Below are 15,673 nucleotides of genomic sequence, written 5' to 3'. Positions count from 1 at the left end.
TCATTTACATCCAGTGTCGCCGACTCACCTGTGGTGCCGACCGCGACAATGGCGTTGGTGCCTTCTTGCAGGTGGAAATCCACCAGCTTGCTCAGCGCGTCCCAATCAAGACGACCCTGCGCATCCATAGGCGTGACCAGTGCCACCATACTGCCGCAATCATGCAACCGCTCCTGCCGGAAAAAGAGAGCCGTAATGGTACTGGCGCCACCTGCCTTGCACAAGCGAAGTACCGCGCTATGAGCATTCCCCTCAGCGACAGTTTTCGCTAACCTTCCGGCTTTGATCGACAGTTAACCTGCCGACCGCTCATCGCTTTAGGAATGCTGCATGTCCACCCCCATCGTCCGCGAACAATTTCTTGTCATCAGTGCCCTTGGCACCAACCCGATGGAACTGACCAACATTCTCTGCCGCACCAGCCATGAGAACCGCTGCGCGGTCGTCAGCACCCGTCTTAGCCGCCACGGCGAGTACAGCGCGCTGGTGGTACAGGTGTCGGGTAACTGGGACGCTCTGGCGCGCCTGGAGACCAGCCTGCCGGCGCTATCGAAAAAGCATGCCTTCACCGTCAGCGTGGTACGCAGCGCCGCCGCCGAAATTCGCCCGCAGGCTCTGCCGTATGTGGCGTACGTAAGTTCGGTGTATCGCCCGGATATCCTTAATGAGCTATGCCAGTTCTTTATCGACCACAACGTCGAACTGGAAAACCTCACGTGCGATACCTACCTGGCGCCACAAACCGGCGGCACATGCTCAACGCGACCCTGACCGTGACCCTGCCGGCCGGTACGCAAATCAGCTGGCTGCGCGATCAGTTCCTCGATTTCGCCGATGCTTTGAATCTGGATGCCCTGATCGAACCGTGGCGCCCGCAAACGCCGGCATAAGGAAACAGCATGAGTGTTTCTCTCGACCAGGCCGTGGCCGACTTCACCGTGCCAGCCACAAGCGGCAAACAGATCACCCTCTCGGCCCTTAAAGGCCAGCAAGTGGTGATTTATTTTTACCCCAAGGACAGCACGCCGGGCTGCACCACTGAAGGCCAGGGCTTTCGTGATCAGTACACGGCTTTCAAAGCGGCCAACACCGAGGTGTTCGGGGTGTCGCGTGACAGCCTGAAGTCCCACGAGAACTTCAAGTGCAAACAGGAATTCCCGTTCGAGCTGTTGTCGGATAAAGACGAAGCGCTGTGTCAGCTGTTCGATGTGATCAAGCTGAAGAAGCTGTACGGCAAGGAATATATGGGCGTGGATCGCAGCACCTTTCTGATCGATGCCAACGGTGTGCTGCGCCAGGAGTGGCGCGGTGTGAAAGTGCCGGGACATGTGGATGCGGTGCTCGCCGCCGCGCAGGTGCTGAATAAAAACTGAAGCGCAGCGAATAAAAATCCCGGCCAGGTGCCGGGATTTTATTGCAGTCACATTAACGGCGCCACCACCGGCTCCTGTCGCGGCCAGGCATCCAGCAACGCCTTGCACAATGTGGCCAAGGGAATGGCGAAGAAGATTCCCCAGAAGCCCCACATTCCGCCGAACAACAACACCGCGCAGATAATCACCACCGGATGCAGGTTCACCGCTTCGGCAAACAGCAGCGGCACCAATACGTTGCCGTCCAGTGCCTGGATGATGCCGTACACCGCCATCAGGTAAATAAACTGGTCGCCCCAGCCCCACTGGAACAACGCGATCAGCGCCACCGGCACGGTGACCACCACAGCGCCCACATAAGGCACCACCACCGAGAAGCCGACCAGCAGGGCCAACAGCGCGGCATAGTTGAGCCCCAGCGCGATAAACGCCACATAGGTAGCGCCGCCACAGATCAGAATCTCGATCACCTTGCCGCGAATGTAATTCGCAATCTGCAGGTTCATCTCCCGCGCCACCCGGGTAATCAGCGTGCGTTCGCGCGGCAGGTAGCCGCGGAACCAACGACCGATCAACGCGCCGTCCTTAAGGAAGAAAAACACCAGAATCGGCACGAGCACCAGGTAGATCATGGCGTTGACCAACAGTGGCAAGCTGGAGAGCGAAACGGTCAGCGCCATCTGGCCGAAGCTGCCGATTTCATTGCGCACCACTTCAATCACGTGCAGCACTTGTTCGTCCGACACCAGCTGTGGATAACGCTCAGGCAGCAGCAACAGCAGCGACTGCCACTTGCCGAGCATGCCCGGCAGCTCGTTGGCCAGCGCGATCACCTGTTGCCAGAGCAACGGCACCAACACCAGCAAGCAGACGCCCAGCAGTCCCATAAAGCAGGCAAACACCAGCCACACCGCCACCACCTGCGGCAGCCGCGCGCGTTGCAGCGTGCGCACCAGGCCCTGCATCAGAAACGCCAGCACCAGGCCGGCGAGCACCGGCGCCAACATGCCACCGAAGGTCAGAATGGCGGCAAACGACAACACCAACAGCACCGCCAGCACCACCGCCTCTTCGTCAGAGAAGTAGCGCTGCACCCAATTGCGTAACACCTTGAACATCGGAATTCCTTAACTAAGCCTTGCGCAACCAATAGCGGTACACACCGCCTTCGACTTCTTCGTGCAGCAAGGTATGCCCCGCCAGGGTGGCGAACGCGCGAAAGTCGCGTTGTGAGCCGGCATCGGTTGCCGTGATTTTGAGTACCGCGCCACTGGCCAGCCGATTAAGCTCGAGCTTGGCCTTGAGCAGCGGCAGCGGGCAATTCAAACCGCTTGCGTCCAGCTCGGCATCCACGTTCACGGCATTACTCATCAAATCGGCTCCAAAAATCGGTAGAGCAGGATACCGAGGTGGTCAGCCGACCGCCATGGCAGCTACAGTAGAGACTTTGCCGCCAAGAGCTCCGTGCATGAATCTTCTGCGCCCTACTCTGCTGTCACTTGCCGTGTTGCTCGCCTCTCCCGCTATCGCCGATGACCTGCCCTCCCTCGGCGACTCCAGCTCCTCGATCGTGTCTCCCGAGCAGGAGTTTCAACTGGGCCGTGCCTGGTTGAGCCTGGTGCGCAGCCAGGTGCCGCAGCTCAACGACCCGCAGCTCAAAGAGTTCGTGGAGAGCAGCGTGTACAAGCTCGCCGAAACCAGCGACCTGCACGACCACCGGCTGGTGTTCATTCTGATCAAAGACCCGCAGATCAACGCCTTCGCCGCACCTGGCGGGGTGATCGGGGTAAACGGCGGCCTGTTCCTGTACGCGCAAACCGAGGCGGAATACGCCGCGGTACTGGCGCACGAATTGGGACACTTGATTCAACGCCACTACGCCCGCGGCTTGCAGGCCCAGCAACAGATGCAGATTCCGGTCATGGCGGCGATGCTTGCCGGGATCATTGCCGCAGCAGCCGGCGCCGGAGATGTGGGCATGGCCACCATCATGGGCACCCAGGCGGCGGCCATTCAGAACCAGTTGCGCTTCTCGCGGCAGAATGAGCAGGAGGCCGACCGGGTTGGCGTGGTCAACCTCGAGCGCGCCGGTTACGACCCGCGCGCCATGCCCAATATGTTCGAACGCATGGCGCGCCAGTACCGCTACGACAAGCGCCCGCCGGAATTTCTGCTGACTCACCCGGTGACCGAGTCGCGTATCGCCGACACCCGCAACCGTGCCGAGCAATACGGCCAGGGTGGGCGCGAAGACACGCTGCAATACCAACTGATGCGTGCCCGGGTGCAACTGACCTTCGAAGAAACCCCCGGCATTTCCGCCAAGCGTTTCCGCGCCATGCTCCAGGACGACCCTGGCATGGATGCCGCCCGCTATGGCCTGGCGCTAGCCCAGGTAAAAAGCGGCCAGCTCAACGAGGCACGCGACAGCCTGGCGCCGCTGCTGAAAAAAGACCCGAGCAACGTCACCTACAACCTCGCGCAAGTGGATCTGGACATCACCTCCAACCGCTTGCCAGATGCCAAGCAGCGCGTCGACAAGATGCTTGCCCAGTTCCCGGACAACTACCCGCTACAGCAAAGCCGGATTGATCTGTTGCTGAAGCAAAACCAGGCACCGCTGGCGCAGAAAGCACTGGAAGAACTGCTGAAAGCACGCCCGAACGACCCGGACGTTTGGTATCAGGTGGCCGAAGTCCGGGGCCAGGCCGGCGACATCATTGGCCTGCACCAAGCACGCGCCGAGTACTTTGCGCTTACCGCCGACTTCGAACAGGCGCTGGAGCAGTTGGACTTCGCCAAACGTCGCGCCATCAACAACTTCCCGCTGGCTTCTCGTATCGATGCTCGGCAGAAAGAAATCATGGAACAGCAACGCCTGATGAAGCAGCTGATGCGATAACCCACTTTTTATACGTTCAAAAGCATCGAGGCTGAAGCCTCTCCCACAGGCAATGAGCCGTTTGTGGGAGAGGCTTCAGCCTCGATTGTTTTCAAGCCAAGCGAAGTGATCAGGCGTTACCGGCCAGCTTCAGGCGGGCAGCCTGAGTGAAGTCCAGCATGCGTTTCAGCGGTTTGAGTGCCCGCGGAATCAACGCCGGATCAACGAAAATTTCGTTGCTGCCTTCACGCAGGCATTGCAGCGTGCGCTCCAGGGTATTCATCGCCATCCACGGGCAATGCGCGCAGCTGCGGCACGCTGCGCCGTTGCCAGCAGTGGGTGCCTCGATAAAGATCTTGTCCGGGCACAGCTGCTGCATCTTGTAGAAAATGCCGCGGTCGGTGGCGACGATAAAGGTCGAATTCGGCAGGGTTTGCGCTGCTTTGATCAGCTGGCTGGTGGAGCCGACAGCGTCTGCCAGCTCAATCACCGACTCGGGCGACTCCGGGTGGACCAGAATCGCGGCCTCCGGGTACAGCGCCTTCATGTCTTCCAACTGCTTGGACTTGAACTCTTCGTGCACGATGCAGGCACCGTCCCAGAGCAACATGTCCGCGCCGGTTTGCTTTTGGATATAGCGACCCAGGTGCTTGTCCGGCGCCCAGATAATGGTCTCGCCGTTATCCATCAGGCTTTCGACGATTTCCAAGGCGCAGCTGGAGGTGACGACCCAATCCGCACGGGCCTTCACGGCTGCCGAGGTGTTGGCGTAAACCACCACGGTGCGCTCGGGATGCTGGTCGCAGAACGCGGAAAATTCGTCCACCGGGCAACCGAGATCAAGCGAGCAGGTCGCTTCCAGGGTCGGCATTAGCACGCGCTTTTCCGGGTTGAGAATTTTTGCCGTCTCACCCATGAATTTGACGCCGGCCACCAGCACTGTTTTCGCCGAATGCTGATTGCCGAAGCGGGCCATTTCCAGAGAGTCGGACACGCAGCCACCGGTTTCTTCGGCCAGCGCCTGAATCACCGGATCGCAATAATAGTGGGCCACCAGCACCGCATCCTGAGCCTTCAGCTCGGCGGCAATTTCTGCGCGCAGACGGGCTTCTTCTTCAGGCGAAAGGGGTTTGGGTTGCTTGGCATCGAGGTGCGCTTGGACCAGCAGGCGCTCGGAAATCTGGGTCATGTCATCAGGCTCTGAATATGCTTTCAGTGCCGCGCAGTATACCCGTCTGAGTCGAGTGCAAACGTCGCCGCCGGGAGAAATCTGATACGCCAGAAACGAAAAAACCCGGAACACTCACTGCTGAGCACTCCGGGTTTTCGTCCCTTCTTGCGAAGGAAATATGGTGGGTCGTGTGGGACTCGAACCTACGACCAATTGGTTAAAAGCCAACTGCTCTACCAACTGAGCTAACGACCCGCGGTGTGCATAATACTGATTTAATTCATAAAATCAACACGATGCAGCAAAGATTTAGAAATAACGAGTCGGATCTTTCACACCGGCTTCTGCAAAACCGGCCGCTCGCAGGCGGCAGCTGTCGCATTTGCCACACGCACGGCCGTCATCGTCGGCCTGGTAGCACGACACGGTTAGACCGTAATCAACCCCTTGCGCCATACCTGCTTCGACGATCTGCCCTTGCTGAGAAACTGCAGCGGCGCCTGAATGCGGAAACCCCGCCCTTCCACACCGGCCTTGGTAGCCAGGTTAGCCATGCGCTCGAACGCCTCGACAAATTCCGGACGGCAATCAGGGTAGCCGGAGTAGTCCACGGCATTCACGCCGATAAAGATATCCGCGCGCCGAGCACTTCGGCCCAGCCCAATGCCAACGACAGAAACACCGTGTTGCGCGCCGGCACATAGGTCACCGGAATGCCTTCGCCGGGTGTTTCCGGCACGGCGATGCTGCTGTCGGTCAGTGCCGAGCCGCCCATGCCATTGAGGTTAAGGCCGATGACCTTGTGCTCGACCACTCCCAACTGCTGGGCCACACGCTCGGCGGCTTGCAGCTCGGAGCGATGGCGTTGGCTATAGTCGAAGCTCATGGTGTAGCAGGCGTAGCCATCGGCCTTGGCCATGGCGACCACGGTGGCGGAATCGAGGCCGCCGGAGAGCAGAATTACCGCTTTCTTGTCTGTCATATCAGTGTCCCGGCTGGTCGTTCCAAAGAATTTTGTGCAACTGCAACTGCAACCGCACCGGTAGGTTGTCGGCGACGATCCAGTCGGCCAACGCACGGGCGTCAACTTGCTGATGGCTAGGCGAGAACAATACTTCGCCGGCACGATTCTGCAGGCCGTACTGAATGAGCTTCGACACTGACCAGTCGTAGTCCTCACGCGAACAGATCACAAACTTGACCTGATCGTTGGGCGTGAGGAATTCGATGTTTCGTAGCGATTGCGCGCCATTTCGGCTGAGCCGGGCGTCTTCAGGTCGACCACTTTGCTAACTCGCGGGTCGACAGCCGACACATCAAGCGCGCCGCTGGTTTCCAGCGACACTTCAAAGCCTGCATCGCACAGGCGTTCGAGCAGGGGAATACAGTTGGGCTGAGCCAGCGGCTCGCCACCGGTAACGCAGACGTAGCGCGGCTTGAAGGCAGCGATCTGCTCGACGATGGCGTCCAGGACATGATTTCGCCGCCGCTAAATGCGTAGGCGGTGTCGCAGTATTGGCAGCGTAGTGGGCAGCCAGTCAGGCGAACGAACACTGTCGGTAAACCGGCAGTGCGCGTCTCACCCTGCAACGAGTAAAAAATCTCGGTAATGCGCAGGTTTTTTTGCATATCGGCCACGGGCGTGACGGCGAAACAGGCCATCCGCCTCCGTTGCGGGAATTGGGGCGGCGATTCTAACGAAAAAACCCGCGACAGGCGCGGGTTTTATTGAACGGCGGGTCAGGCTTTACAGGCGTTGCAGGTCACGCTGGGCCAGTTGGGCTGCCGAGCTGCCAGGATACTGAGCGATAACCTGCTGCAGGATGCCTTTGGCTTTGTCGGTGTGACCGAGGCGCTGCTCAACATCGGCGAGCTTGTAGAGCGAATCCGGCACCTTGTTATGGGTCGGATACAGCTGGCTGACCTTGGCAAAAGCTTGCCCGGCGCCTTGCAGGTCGCCCTTGGTCAGGTTCACTTCACCCAGCCAGTACTGCGCGTTGCCGGCGTATTGGCTCTGTGGGTATTTGCGCAGGAAGGCGCTGAACGCCTGGCTGGCTTTGTCGAAGTCCTTGGCTTTGATCAGGTCGAAGGCAGCATCGTAATAGAGCTTTTCCTTCGCCGGATCGCCCGGTTCGGTGCTCGCCGCAGGCTGTTGCGCTGCAGGCTGAACAGGAGCAGCACCGGCATTGATCGCACCGGCATTGCTGGAATCTGGAGTAGCGGCAGGTGCACCAGAGGCGCCGCCGGCTATACGTTTGTCGAGGTCTTGGTAACGTTCCAGGCCTTCTTGTTTCAGGCGCTGAATTTCGTTCTGTTGCTCCTCGACCATGCCGCGTAAGCGGCCAAGCTCGTCTTGCATTTGTTGCAGCTGCATGAACAGCTCGCCCTGTGCCGAGGCAGGGGCCGTAACCCCTCCCCCTGCATAGGCGCCCGTCGTGCCATAACCCGCAGGTGGATAACTACCACCGCCATCACTGGCGTTGCTGTCTTCCACCGGCACCGCAGCCCATGCCGCAAGCGGCAGGCTGAGAGTCAAAATAGTCAGAGCACGACGGCACGTTCGCATGTCGAATTACTTACGCAGTTCAACGCGACGGTTTTGAGCCCAGGATTGCTCGTCGTTGCCGGTAGCAACTGGACGCTCTTCACCGTAGGAAACCAGTTCCAGCTGAGCTGGGGAAACGCCTTGCAGAACCAGGTAGCGCTGAACTGCTTTCGCACGACGCTCGCCCAGAGCCATGTTGTACTCACGGGTGCCGCGTTCGTCGGTGTTGCCTTCCAGAACAACGCGAGCGCCGTTAGCTTTCAGGTCCTTGGCGTGAACGTCCAGAGCGCGCATGGCTTCTGGCTTCAGGTCCGAGCTGTCGTATTCGAAGTAGAAGGTGGTGATAGCGCGCAGAGCAGCTTCTTCGCTCAGGCTGCCGTCTACTGCGCCGTTGTTGGCGTTGTAACCAGCGTTTGGATCAACAGCGCCTTCGCCAGCGTTGTCGCCGCCTTTGGAGGAGCAACCTACTGCTACGGCCATGGACAGAGCCAAAGCTGCGAACTTACCAAATTTCAACATTTCCATAGTAAAACTCCTAATGAACCCCAGTGTGTTAAGTAAAAGGTGTAGCGCCGCGTCAGTTCAGGAAGGGCGACCAGGATGGCTCTCGGATTTCGCCTTGCGCGGTTGGAATCGGGAGTTTTACTCGTCCATTGATGGAGGCAAGTATCAAGACTCCACGGCCCTGCTGGCGGGTGGCGTAGATTACCATGGTGCCGTTGGGCGCGACAGTAGGCGACTCATCCAGATTGGTATCTGAAAGAATCCGCAAACGCGACGTTTGCAAGTCCTGCGCAGCCACTTTGAAATTGGTGAACCCGTCCTGACGGTGAATCATCACCAACGTCTTCTCGTCAGCAGACAGTTTGGGGTTGGCGTTGTAGTTACCTACAAAGGTCACCCGGTCAACTGCACCGCCAGCAATATTGGTTTTATAGACCTGCGGTTTCCCGGCACGGTCAGATGTGAAGTAAATGGTCTGACCGTCCTTGCCCCAGAAGGGTTCGGTATCAATTGCAAAGTGATTGGTCACGCGGGTCATCTGCCGACTGCCCAGATCCATCACGTAGATTTCCGGGTTGCCATCGCGCGACAGTACGAACGCCAGTTTGGTGCCGTCAGGCGAAAACGCCGGGGCGCCGTTAAGGCCTTCAAAGTTGGTGATCTGTTCGCGGCGACCGGTGTCGATATGCTGAATAAAGATGCGCGGACGCTTCTGCTCAAACGACACATAAGCGATGCGTTTGCCGTCGCTGGCAAAACGCGGCGACAGAATAGGCTCACGCGATTGCAGCAAGGTCACAGCGCGAGCGCCATCGTAGTCGGAGCGCTGCAGGGTGTAACGGGTGTTGGTCGCGGAAAAACGTTCGGCCGTCACGTACAACATCTGGGTAGAGAACGCGCCCTTGATGCCGGTAAGTTTTTCGAAGGCCTGATCCGAGATGTAGTGCGACATGTCGCGCAGTTGATCGGTTGTACCGCCAACACTGCCGGTGAACACTTGCTGTTCGGTCGCCACGTTGAACAACGCGAACTGAATCTGCAGGCGACCACCGTTAGGCACGATATTGCCGACCAGTACGTACTGAGCACCCAGCGCTTTCCAATCGCGGTAGATCACTTCGCTTGCCTGAGTCGGCAGGCTAATCATGTTCTGACGTGGAATAGGTTCAAAATACCGGAGTTGCGCAGGTCCTTGCCGACGATGTCGGAGATGTCCTCGGGCAATACAGTACCGCCCTGCCAACCAAATGGAACCACAGCAACTGGAATGGCACGGTCGGAACCGCTACTCACCAGAATGTTCTTTTCCTCTGCCGCCACCATGCCAGCGGCGCAGCAAAGAACCACAAGCAATCCTCGAAGAATGTTGATCACAACGCTAAGTCCTCAGGTGTGAAGGTCATCTTGAATGAACGATAGGGGTTGAAATCAGTAGCACTCAAACCCTGCATCTCTACTAAACGCCCAATATTTTTCACCGCAGCAACAGCAGAGCTGTCGAAGGGTCCATTACCGCTTGAACGCGACACGCTGACACTGGTGATGGTGCCATCGGGCAACATGCTGATCTGCAATACCACGGTCATGCCATTGCTGGCACCTGGTGGTCGCGTCCAGCCTTCGGCGGCACGCATGCGGATCAGGTCATCGAAGTTGCCTGAGACCGTATCACCCACTTCATCAGCGGTAGTCGCCTGGCGTTCGGTATCGTTAGACAGCAGCTCGGCCAACGCCTGAGCTTTCTTGTCTTCTGTTGCCTTGCGTGCAGCCTCGGCAGCCTTTTTCTTGGTGGCCGCCGCGTCTGCTAATTTCTTCTCTGTCGCCTTCTTGGCCGCCTCAGCTGCCTTTTTCTTGGCATCTTCGGCCGCTTGTTTCTTCGCGTCAGCCTCGGCTTTCTTCTTCGCCTCTTCTTCCGCTTTCTTCTGTTCTTCTTCGGTTTTCTTTTTAGCGATATCGGCGAGTTTCTTTTCCTCTACCTTTTTCGCTTCGTCAGCTTTCTTCGCCTCAGCGGCTTTCGCGGCTTCTGCCTGCTGTTCGGCCGCTTCGGCTTTTTGAGCTTCGTCAGCTTTCTTTTGTTCCGCCGCTTTTACCTTCTCCTGCTCGATCTTCTTGGCTTCGAGCTGCTCAACCTCGTATTGCTTGGCAGCGGTCTTCTTCGCTTCGCCAGCAATTTTCTGATTGGTCTGTACGGTCGCCGGGCTCTTGGATTTGAGCTCGTAGAGGGTAGCCTGAACAATGGGTTTAGCGGGTGGTAGCTCCGGCGTAAAAGCAAAGCTGACAAACAGCATGCCGAACAATAGAACGTGCAACCCTATCGCCCAGATACTCGGCCAGAAAAAGCCTTCCGATGAGGAGCGCTCGCGTTCCTGCATTAGGGCGCCTCAGTAATCAGGCCGACGTTACCCACACCGGCTTGCTGCAGCCCGCCCATGGCGGCCATTACGGCGCCGTAGTCGACCACTTTGTCGGCACGGATAAACACTTGCGTCTGCTTACCCTGCGCGCGGCTCTGGTTCATGATCGCCGTCACGGCAGTGGTCATTTCCGGCAGGGTCAGGGCTTTGGCCTGCACCTTGTCGGTGTCCACTTCACTACCCAGGTTCCAGTAGTAAGTCTTGTCGGCCTTGATCGAGATGGTCAGCACCTGGGTGTTGTTGTCTTGCGGCAAGGCATCGCTGGATACCTTAGGCAGGTCAACTTTTACGCCCTGGTTGAGCATCGGGGCAGTCACCATGAAAATCACCAGCAGCACCAACATCACGTCGATGTACGGCACCACGTTCATTTCGGCGACTGGTTTACGTCTCTTACGAATACGTGCCATGAGTTAAAACCTTTCCTAAAGCCTTCAGTAAAACCGGCGTCTTACTCGTCGCTGGTGTGCACTTTACGGTGCAGGATGGCTTGGAATTCATCGGCGAAGGTGTAGTAGCGGCCGACCAGGGTTTCGCCACGAGCGGCAAAGCGGTTATAGGCAATTACTGCGGGAATCGCAGCGAACAGGCCGATTGCAGTGGCGATCAGCGCCTCGGCAATACCCGGCGCTACAGTGGCCAGCGTTGCTTGCTGTGCCGATGCGAGACCGCGGAACGAGTTCATGATCCCCCATACGGTACCGAACAGACCGATATACGGGCTTGTGGAGCCCACGGTCGCCAGGAACGACAGACTGGTCTCAAGCTTTTCTTCCTCGCGGGAGATGGCCACGCGCATGGCGCGGTTCACGCCGTCCATGACTGCATCCGGGTCTACGCCCGTCTGCTGGCGTAGGCGCGAAAACTCTTTGAAGCCGCCACGGAAAATTTGCTCAACGCCCGAATCCGGGTCGGGGTTGGCACCGGCCTGGCGGTACAGTTTGGACAGGTCGATGCCCGACCAGAAGCGCTCCTCGAAGGTTTCGAGGGAACGTTTTGCGGCACGGATCATGGTGCTTTTCTGAAAGATCATGATCCATGAAGTGACCGAGGCACCCACAAGCACCAGCATAACCAGCTGCACCACGATGCTGGCATTGCTGATCAGGCTCCACATAGAGGTATGGTCGACGACGGTGGCTTCCACGCTTAATCTCCTGCTTTAGATGTACCCGCGTCGCTCAAGCCGGCAAAGGCTAAACGCAACGCTTCGGGAATGGCCCGGGGTTTCAAACTGTCGGCGCGCACACAGGCCACCAGGAACTGCCCTTCACAGAGCAGCGTTTTATCCGTAGCCCGCCTGACCTGTTGACGAAAGCGCAGGCTGGCACGGTTTAATTCGGTTACTTCGGCGCTGACTAACAGTTCATCGTCCAGGCGCGCCGGCGCGTGGTAACGCGCTTCGCTGGAATGCACGACAAACAGCATCTCCCCCGCCAGCTGCGACTGAGCAAAGCCCAGGTCACGCAGCCGTTCGGTACGAGCCCGCTCCATGAATTTAAGGTAATTGACGTAATAAACGATGCCGCCGGCATCGGTGTCTTCGTAGTAAACGCGACAGCGATGCGTGAACGGCTCGAGCCCATTTTGCGCGCGCATACTCTAGTGCTTACTCCCCAGGTTGCCAATCGGGCAAACCAACTGTTTTTTATCCATTTGCATTGCCGCGACCACGCTTATTCATCCACCGAAAACATATCGGTCTGCGGCAGGTCGCCCATGCGTTTGGGCACATTCAAGCCGAAGTGCAGGTACGCATGCCGGGTGACCACGCGACCGCGCGGTGTACGCATGATATAGCCCTGCTGAATCAGGTACGGCTCCAGCACATCTTCAATGGTGTGGCGCTCTTCGCTGATGGCCGCGGCCAGGCTGTCGACGCCCACCGGGCCGCCGTCGAACTTCTCGATCATGGTCAGCAGCAAGCGACGGTCCTGATGGTCAAAACCGTGTTCATCCACATCCAGCAGGTTTAACGCCAAGTCGGCAATCGCACGGGTGATATGCCCTTGCGCCCGTACTTCGGCGAAGTCGCGCACGCGACGCAGCAAGCGGTTGGCAATACGCGGCGTGCCTCGGGCACGGCGGGCAATCTCGAAGGCGCCCTCCGGGTCCAGCGGCAAACCCAGAATGCCGGCCGAACGTTGCACGATCGTGGCCAGGTCAGCCGTGCTGTAGAACTCCAGACGCTGAACGATACCGAAGCGGTCACGCAGCGGATTGGTGAGCATGCCGGCGCGGGTGGTGGCGCCTACTAGGGTGAACGGCGGCAGATCGAGCTTGATCGAACGCGCGGCCGGCCCTTCGCCAATCATGATATCGAGCTGAAAGTCTTCCATCGCCGGGTACAGGACTTCTTCGACGATGGGCGACAGACGATGGATCTCGTCAATAAACAGCACATCGCCGGGCTCAAGATTAGTGAGCATCGCGGCTAGATCACCCGGGCGCTCCAGCACCGGTCCCGAGGTGCTTTTGATGGACACGCCCATCTCCTGGGCAATGATATTGGCCAGCGTGGTTTTACCGAGGCCCGGCGGACCGAAAATCAGGGTGTGGTCGAGCGACTCCTGGCGGCCTCGAGCAGCTTGAATAAACAGCTCCATCTGCTCACGCACTTTCGGCTGGCCGATATATTCGGCCAAGCGCAGCGGCCGGATGGCGCGGTCCAGTTGTTCATCGCGGTCACGGCCAGAAGCGGTGATCAGGCGATCGGCGTCTATCACTTAAACCATTCCTTTCAATGAACGACGGATCAATTCTTCGCTGCTCAACCCTTCTTCCTGTACGGCAGATACCGCGCGGCTCGCTTCTTGCGGCTTGAAGCCCAGGGAAATCAACGCGCTCACGGCATCATTCTCCGCACTTGAGACTGTGCCGCCGGCACGAGGTTCAGTAACGAAGGTGGCGATGCCTGGCACGGTTTCCCAGGCCTTGAAGCGATCTTTCAGCTCTACCAGCAAGCGTTCGGCGGTTTTCTTGCCGACCCCCGGAACACGGGTAAGCGCCGAGGTGTCCTGGGCCTGAACGGCGCGCACCAACTCGTCCACTTCCAGACCAGACATCAGCGCCAGGGCCAGCTTTGGGCCCACGCCATTGAGACGGATCAGCTCGCGAAACAGCTCGCGCTCGCGCTTTTCTGCAAAACCAAACAGCAGATGGGCATCTTCGCGCACCACCAGATGGGTATGCAGGGTTACTTGCTCGCCCACCGAGGGCAAACGATAGAGCGTGGTCATCGGCACTTCCAGCTCGTAACCAAGACCATTCACATCAACGATAAGGTGCGGCGGCTGCTTTTCCAGCAAGGTCCCGCGCAAGCGTCCAATCACGACATCAGTTCCTTAATAAAGAAGCACAGCTTCACAGTCGCAAGCGGCCGCCGCGACTGCGAGCGCCAACCAGGCCGTGAGGAATAAGGCTTGCGCGAGTGTGGGCATGGCACAAGGCAATAGCCAGTGCATCGGAGGCATCGATTTGCGGTTTTTGCGTCAGCTTGAGCAAATGCATCACCATCAATTGCACTTGCTGCTTGTCAGCGCCTCCCGTGCCGGCAATCGCCTGTTTGACCTGGGTGGCGGTGTACTCGGCAATTTCCAGCCCTTGCTCGGCGGCCGCGACAATCGCCGCGCCGCGCGCCTGACCGAGTTTGAGCGCCGAGTCGGCGTTCTTGGCCATAAACACCTTTTCGATGCCCATGGTTACCGGCCCGTAGGTTTCGATCACCTCACGCACGCCGCGAAACACAATCTGCAACCGCTCAGGCAGTTCGCCCGCACCGGTGCGAATGCAGCCCGAAGCCACATACTCACAGCCACGACCGATGTCGCGCACCACGCCGTAACCTGTGATTCGCGAACCGGGGTCAATGCCGAGAATAAGGGTCATAACACCTGCAATTGAGCAGCGAAATAAAGAAGCCAGCTTATACGTGTAGGAGCGACAGCGAAGCTTTTAACCGACCTGTTCCATGATTTCTTCGGGAATTTCGCCGTTGAAATACACGTTCTGCACGTCATCCAGGTCTTCGAGCATATCGATCAGTTTGAGCACCTTCTGCGCCACTTCCAGCTCGGTGATTTCTACGGTGATGGACGGGATCATGCTGATCTCCGCTTCATCACCTTTAAAGCCGGCTTTGTTGAGCGCTTCGTTCACCGAAATAAAGTCGACGAAACTGGTGAATACGTCGATGGAGCCATCTTCGTGGGTGACCACGTCGTCAGCGCCGGCTTCCAGCGCCGCCTCCATCAAGGCGTCTTCGTTCACGCCAGGGGCGAAGCTGATCTGGCCCTTGCGGTCGAACATATAGGCCACCGAACCATCGGTACCCAGGTTGCCGCCGCACTTGGTGAAGGCGTGGCGCACGGCAGCAGCGGTACGGTTGCGGTTGTCGGTCATGGCTTCCACGATCACCGCCACGCCATTGGGCGCATAGCCCTCGTAGCTGAGCTCCTCGACCTTAGTGCCGTCGTCGGCACCGACGCCGCGCGCGATGGCACGGTCAATGGTGTCGCGGGTCATATTGGCGCCAAGAGCTTTATCCACTGCCAGGCGCAGGCGCGGGTTGTCGGCCGGAATGCCGCCGCCCTGGCTGGCCGCCACGGTTAGCTCGCGAATCAGCTTGGTGAAAATCTTGCCCTTTTTGGCGTCCTGACGCCCTTTACGATGCTTGATGTTGGCCCATTTGGAATGACCCGCCATAACGCGCTCCGTCCTGTCCTTTAATTGAAAACGCCCCTGACTCTAACCAGAGAAAGGGGCGCTGCAAGAAAGCCCGGCCCG

General features: G+C 58.5%; 16 protein-coding genes, 1 tRNA gene and 4 pseudogenes. 3 read left to right on the top strand and 18 right to left on the bottom strand.

Annotated elements, in window-relative coordinates:
* Positions 1–149: dihydrodipicolinate synthase family protein (locus tag AC0V2S_RS14545; protein ID WP_475510365.1), on the bottom strand; the 149-nt coding region annotated here is incomplete at its 3' end.
* A 181-nt stretch (positions 150–330) separates the two neighbouring features.
* Here AC0V2S_RS14545 and AC0V2S_RS14540 point away from each other — a divergent pair.
* Both AC0V2S_RS14540 and AC0V2S_RS14535 read left to right on the top strand, forming a co-directional pair.
* Positions 331–890: pseudogene (locus AC0V2S_RS14540) on the top strand (glycine cleavage system transcriptional repressor).
* Between the two features lie 9 nt (positions 891–899).
* A complete protein-coding gene (locus tag AC0V2S_RS14535) occupies positions 900–1,373 on the top strand; it encodes a peroxiredoxin (RefSeq protein ID WP_475510355.1) in 474 nt (157 codons plus the stop codon).
* A 47-nt stretch (positions 1,374–1,420) separates the two neighbouring features.
* Here AC0V2S_RS14535 and AC0V2S_RS14530 read toward each other — a convergent pair whose 3' ends face one another.
* Both AC0V2S_RS14530 and AC0V2S_RS14525 read right to left on the bottom strand, forming a co-directional pair.
* The gene (locus tag AC0V2S_RS14530; protein ID WP_475510354.1) at positions 1,421–2,491 is read right to left on the bottom strand and encodes an AI-2E family transporter; all 1,071 of its coding nucleotides are present in this window, start codon (positions 2,489–2,491) and stop codon (positions 1,421–1,423) included.
* Between the two features lie 13 nt (positions 2,492–2,504).
* Complete coding sequence (locus tag AC0V2S_RS14525; protein ID WP_475510353.1) at positions 2,505–2,744, bottom strand: sulfurtransferase TusA family protein; 240 nt, start codon at positions 2,742–2,744, stop codon at positions 2,505–2,507.
* A gap of 97 nt (positions 2,745–2,841) precedes the next feature.
* On the opposite strand from AC0V2S_RS14525, the gene AC0V2S_RS14520 reads away from it, so the two are divergent.
* Positions 2,842–4,275, top strand: coding sequence for a M48 family metalloprotease (locus AC0V2S_RS14520; RefSeq protein WP_475510352.1), 1,434 nt, complete (start codon positions 2,842–2,844; stop codon positions 4,273–4,275).
* Between the two features lie 109 nt (positions 4,276–4,384).
* On the opposite strand, the gene nadA is transcribed toward AC0V2S_RS14520, so the two are convergent.
* From nadA to AC0V2S_RS14445, 15 genes and pseudogenes are all read right to left on the bottom strand, one after another.
* Positions 4,385–5,443 (bottom strand): quinolinate synthase NadA, encoded by a 1,059-nt coding sequence (gene nadA, locus AC0V2S_RS14515; RefSeq protein ID WP_475510351.1) that lies wholly within the window; start codon positions 5,441–5,443, stop codon positions 4,385–4,387.
* Between the two features lie 161 nt (positions 5,444–5,604).
* Positions 5,605–5,680, bottom strand: a tRNA-Lys gene (locus AC0V2S_RS14510).
* Between the two features lie 144 nt (positions 5,681–5,824).
* Positions 5,825–6,407 (bottom strand): annotated as a pseudogene (queC, locus tag AC0V2S_RS14505) (7-cyano-7-deazaguanine synthase QueC); the annotation flags it as partial.
* 1 nt (position 6,408) lies between these two features.
* A pseudogene (gene queE / locus AC0V2S_RS14500) lies at positions 6,409–7,054 on the bottom strand (7-carboxy-7-deazaguanine synthase QueE).
* 118 nt (positions 7,055–7,172) lie between these two features.
* Positions 7,173–7,991, bottom strand: a complete 819-nt coding sequence (ybgF, locus tag AC0V2S_RS14495; RefSeq protein ID WP_475510350.1) for a tol-pal system protein YbgF — start codon at positions 7,989–7,991, stop codon at positions 7,173–7,175.
* A 6-nt stretch (positions 7,992–7,997) separates the two neighbouring features.
* Positions 7,998–8,495: a peptidoglycan-associated lipoprotein Pal gene (pal, locus tag AC0V2S_RS14490; protein WP_110616223.1), complete on the bottom strand. Its 498-nt coding sequence runs from the start codon at positions 8,493–8,495 to the stop codon at positions 7,998–8,000.
* 52 nt (positions 8,496–8,547) lie between these two features.
* Positions 8,548–9,797: pseudogene (gene tolB, locus AC0V2S_RS14485) on the bottom strand (Tol-Pal system beta propeller repeat protein TolB).
* A gap of 47 nt (positions 9,798–9,844) precedes the next feature.
* The gene (tolA, locus tag AC0V2S_RS14480; protein ID WP_475510349.1) at positions 9,845–10,846 is read right to left on the bottom strand and encodes a cell envelope integrity protein TolA; all 1,002 of its coding nucleotides are present in this window, start codon (positions 10,844–10,846) and stop codon (positions 9,845–9,847) included.
* Entirely contained in the window at positions 10,846–11,298 is a 453-nt protein-coding gene (gene tolR, locus AC0V2S_RS14475) for a protein TolR (RefSeq protein ID WP_110616220.1), read from the bottom strand. Before tolR ends, tolA begins: the two co-directional genes overlap by 1 nt.
* Before the next feature lie 41 nt (positions 11,299–11,339).
* Positions 11,340–12,035, bottom strand: coding sequence for a protein TolQ (tolQ, locus tag AC0V2S_RS14470; protein WP_475510348.1), 696 nt, complete (start codon positions 12,033–12,035; stop codon positions 11,340–11,342).
* Positions 12,036–12,037: 2 nt separating this feature from the next.
* Positions 12,038–12,487, bottom strand: a complete 450-nt coding sequence (ybgC, locus tag AC0V2S_RS14465) for a tol-pal system-associated acyl-CoA thioesterase (protein WP_271197670.1) — start codon at positions 12,485–12,487, stop codon at positions 12,038–12,040.
* A gap of 77 nt (positions 12,488–12,564) precedes the next feature.
* Positions 12,565–13,614 (bottom strand): Holliday junction branch migration DNA helicase RuvB, encoded by a 1,050-nt coding sequence (gene ruvB / locus AC0V2S_RS14460; RefSeq protein WP_475510347.1) that lies wholly within the window; start codon positions 13,612–13,614, stop codon positions 12,565–12,567.
* Entirely contained in the window at positions 13,615–14,220 is a 606-nt protein-coding gene (ruvA, locus tag AC0V2S_RS14455) for a Holliday junction branch migration protein RuvA (RefSeq protein ID WP_475510346.1), read from the bottom strand.
* 31 nt (positions 14,221–14,251) lie between these two features.
* Positions 14,252–14,776 (bottom strand): crossover junction endodeoxyribonuclease RuvC, encoded by a 525-nt coding sequence (gene ruvC, locus AC0V2S_RS14450; RefSeq protein WP_475510345.1) that lies wholly within the window; start codon positions 14,774–14,776, stop codon positions 14,252–14,254.
* A gap of 66 nt (positions 14,777–14,842) precedes the next feature.
* Positions 14,843–15,592 carry a YebC/PmpR family DNA-binding transcriptional regulator gene (locus tag AC0V2S_RS14445; RefSeq protein ID WP_475510344.1) on the bottom strand — a complete coding sequence of 250 codons (750 nt, stop codon included), beginning with the start codon at positions 15,590–15,592 and terminating at the stop codon, positions 14,843–14,845.
* Positions 15,593–15,673 lie beyond the last annotated feature (81 nt).

It is taken from the genome of Pseudomonas sp. CC11G, from assembly GCF_056174845.1.
The sequence above is the reverse complement of the archived record's forward strand: the minus strand, read 5'-3'. Positions and strand labels throughout refer to the sequence as shown.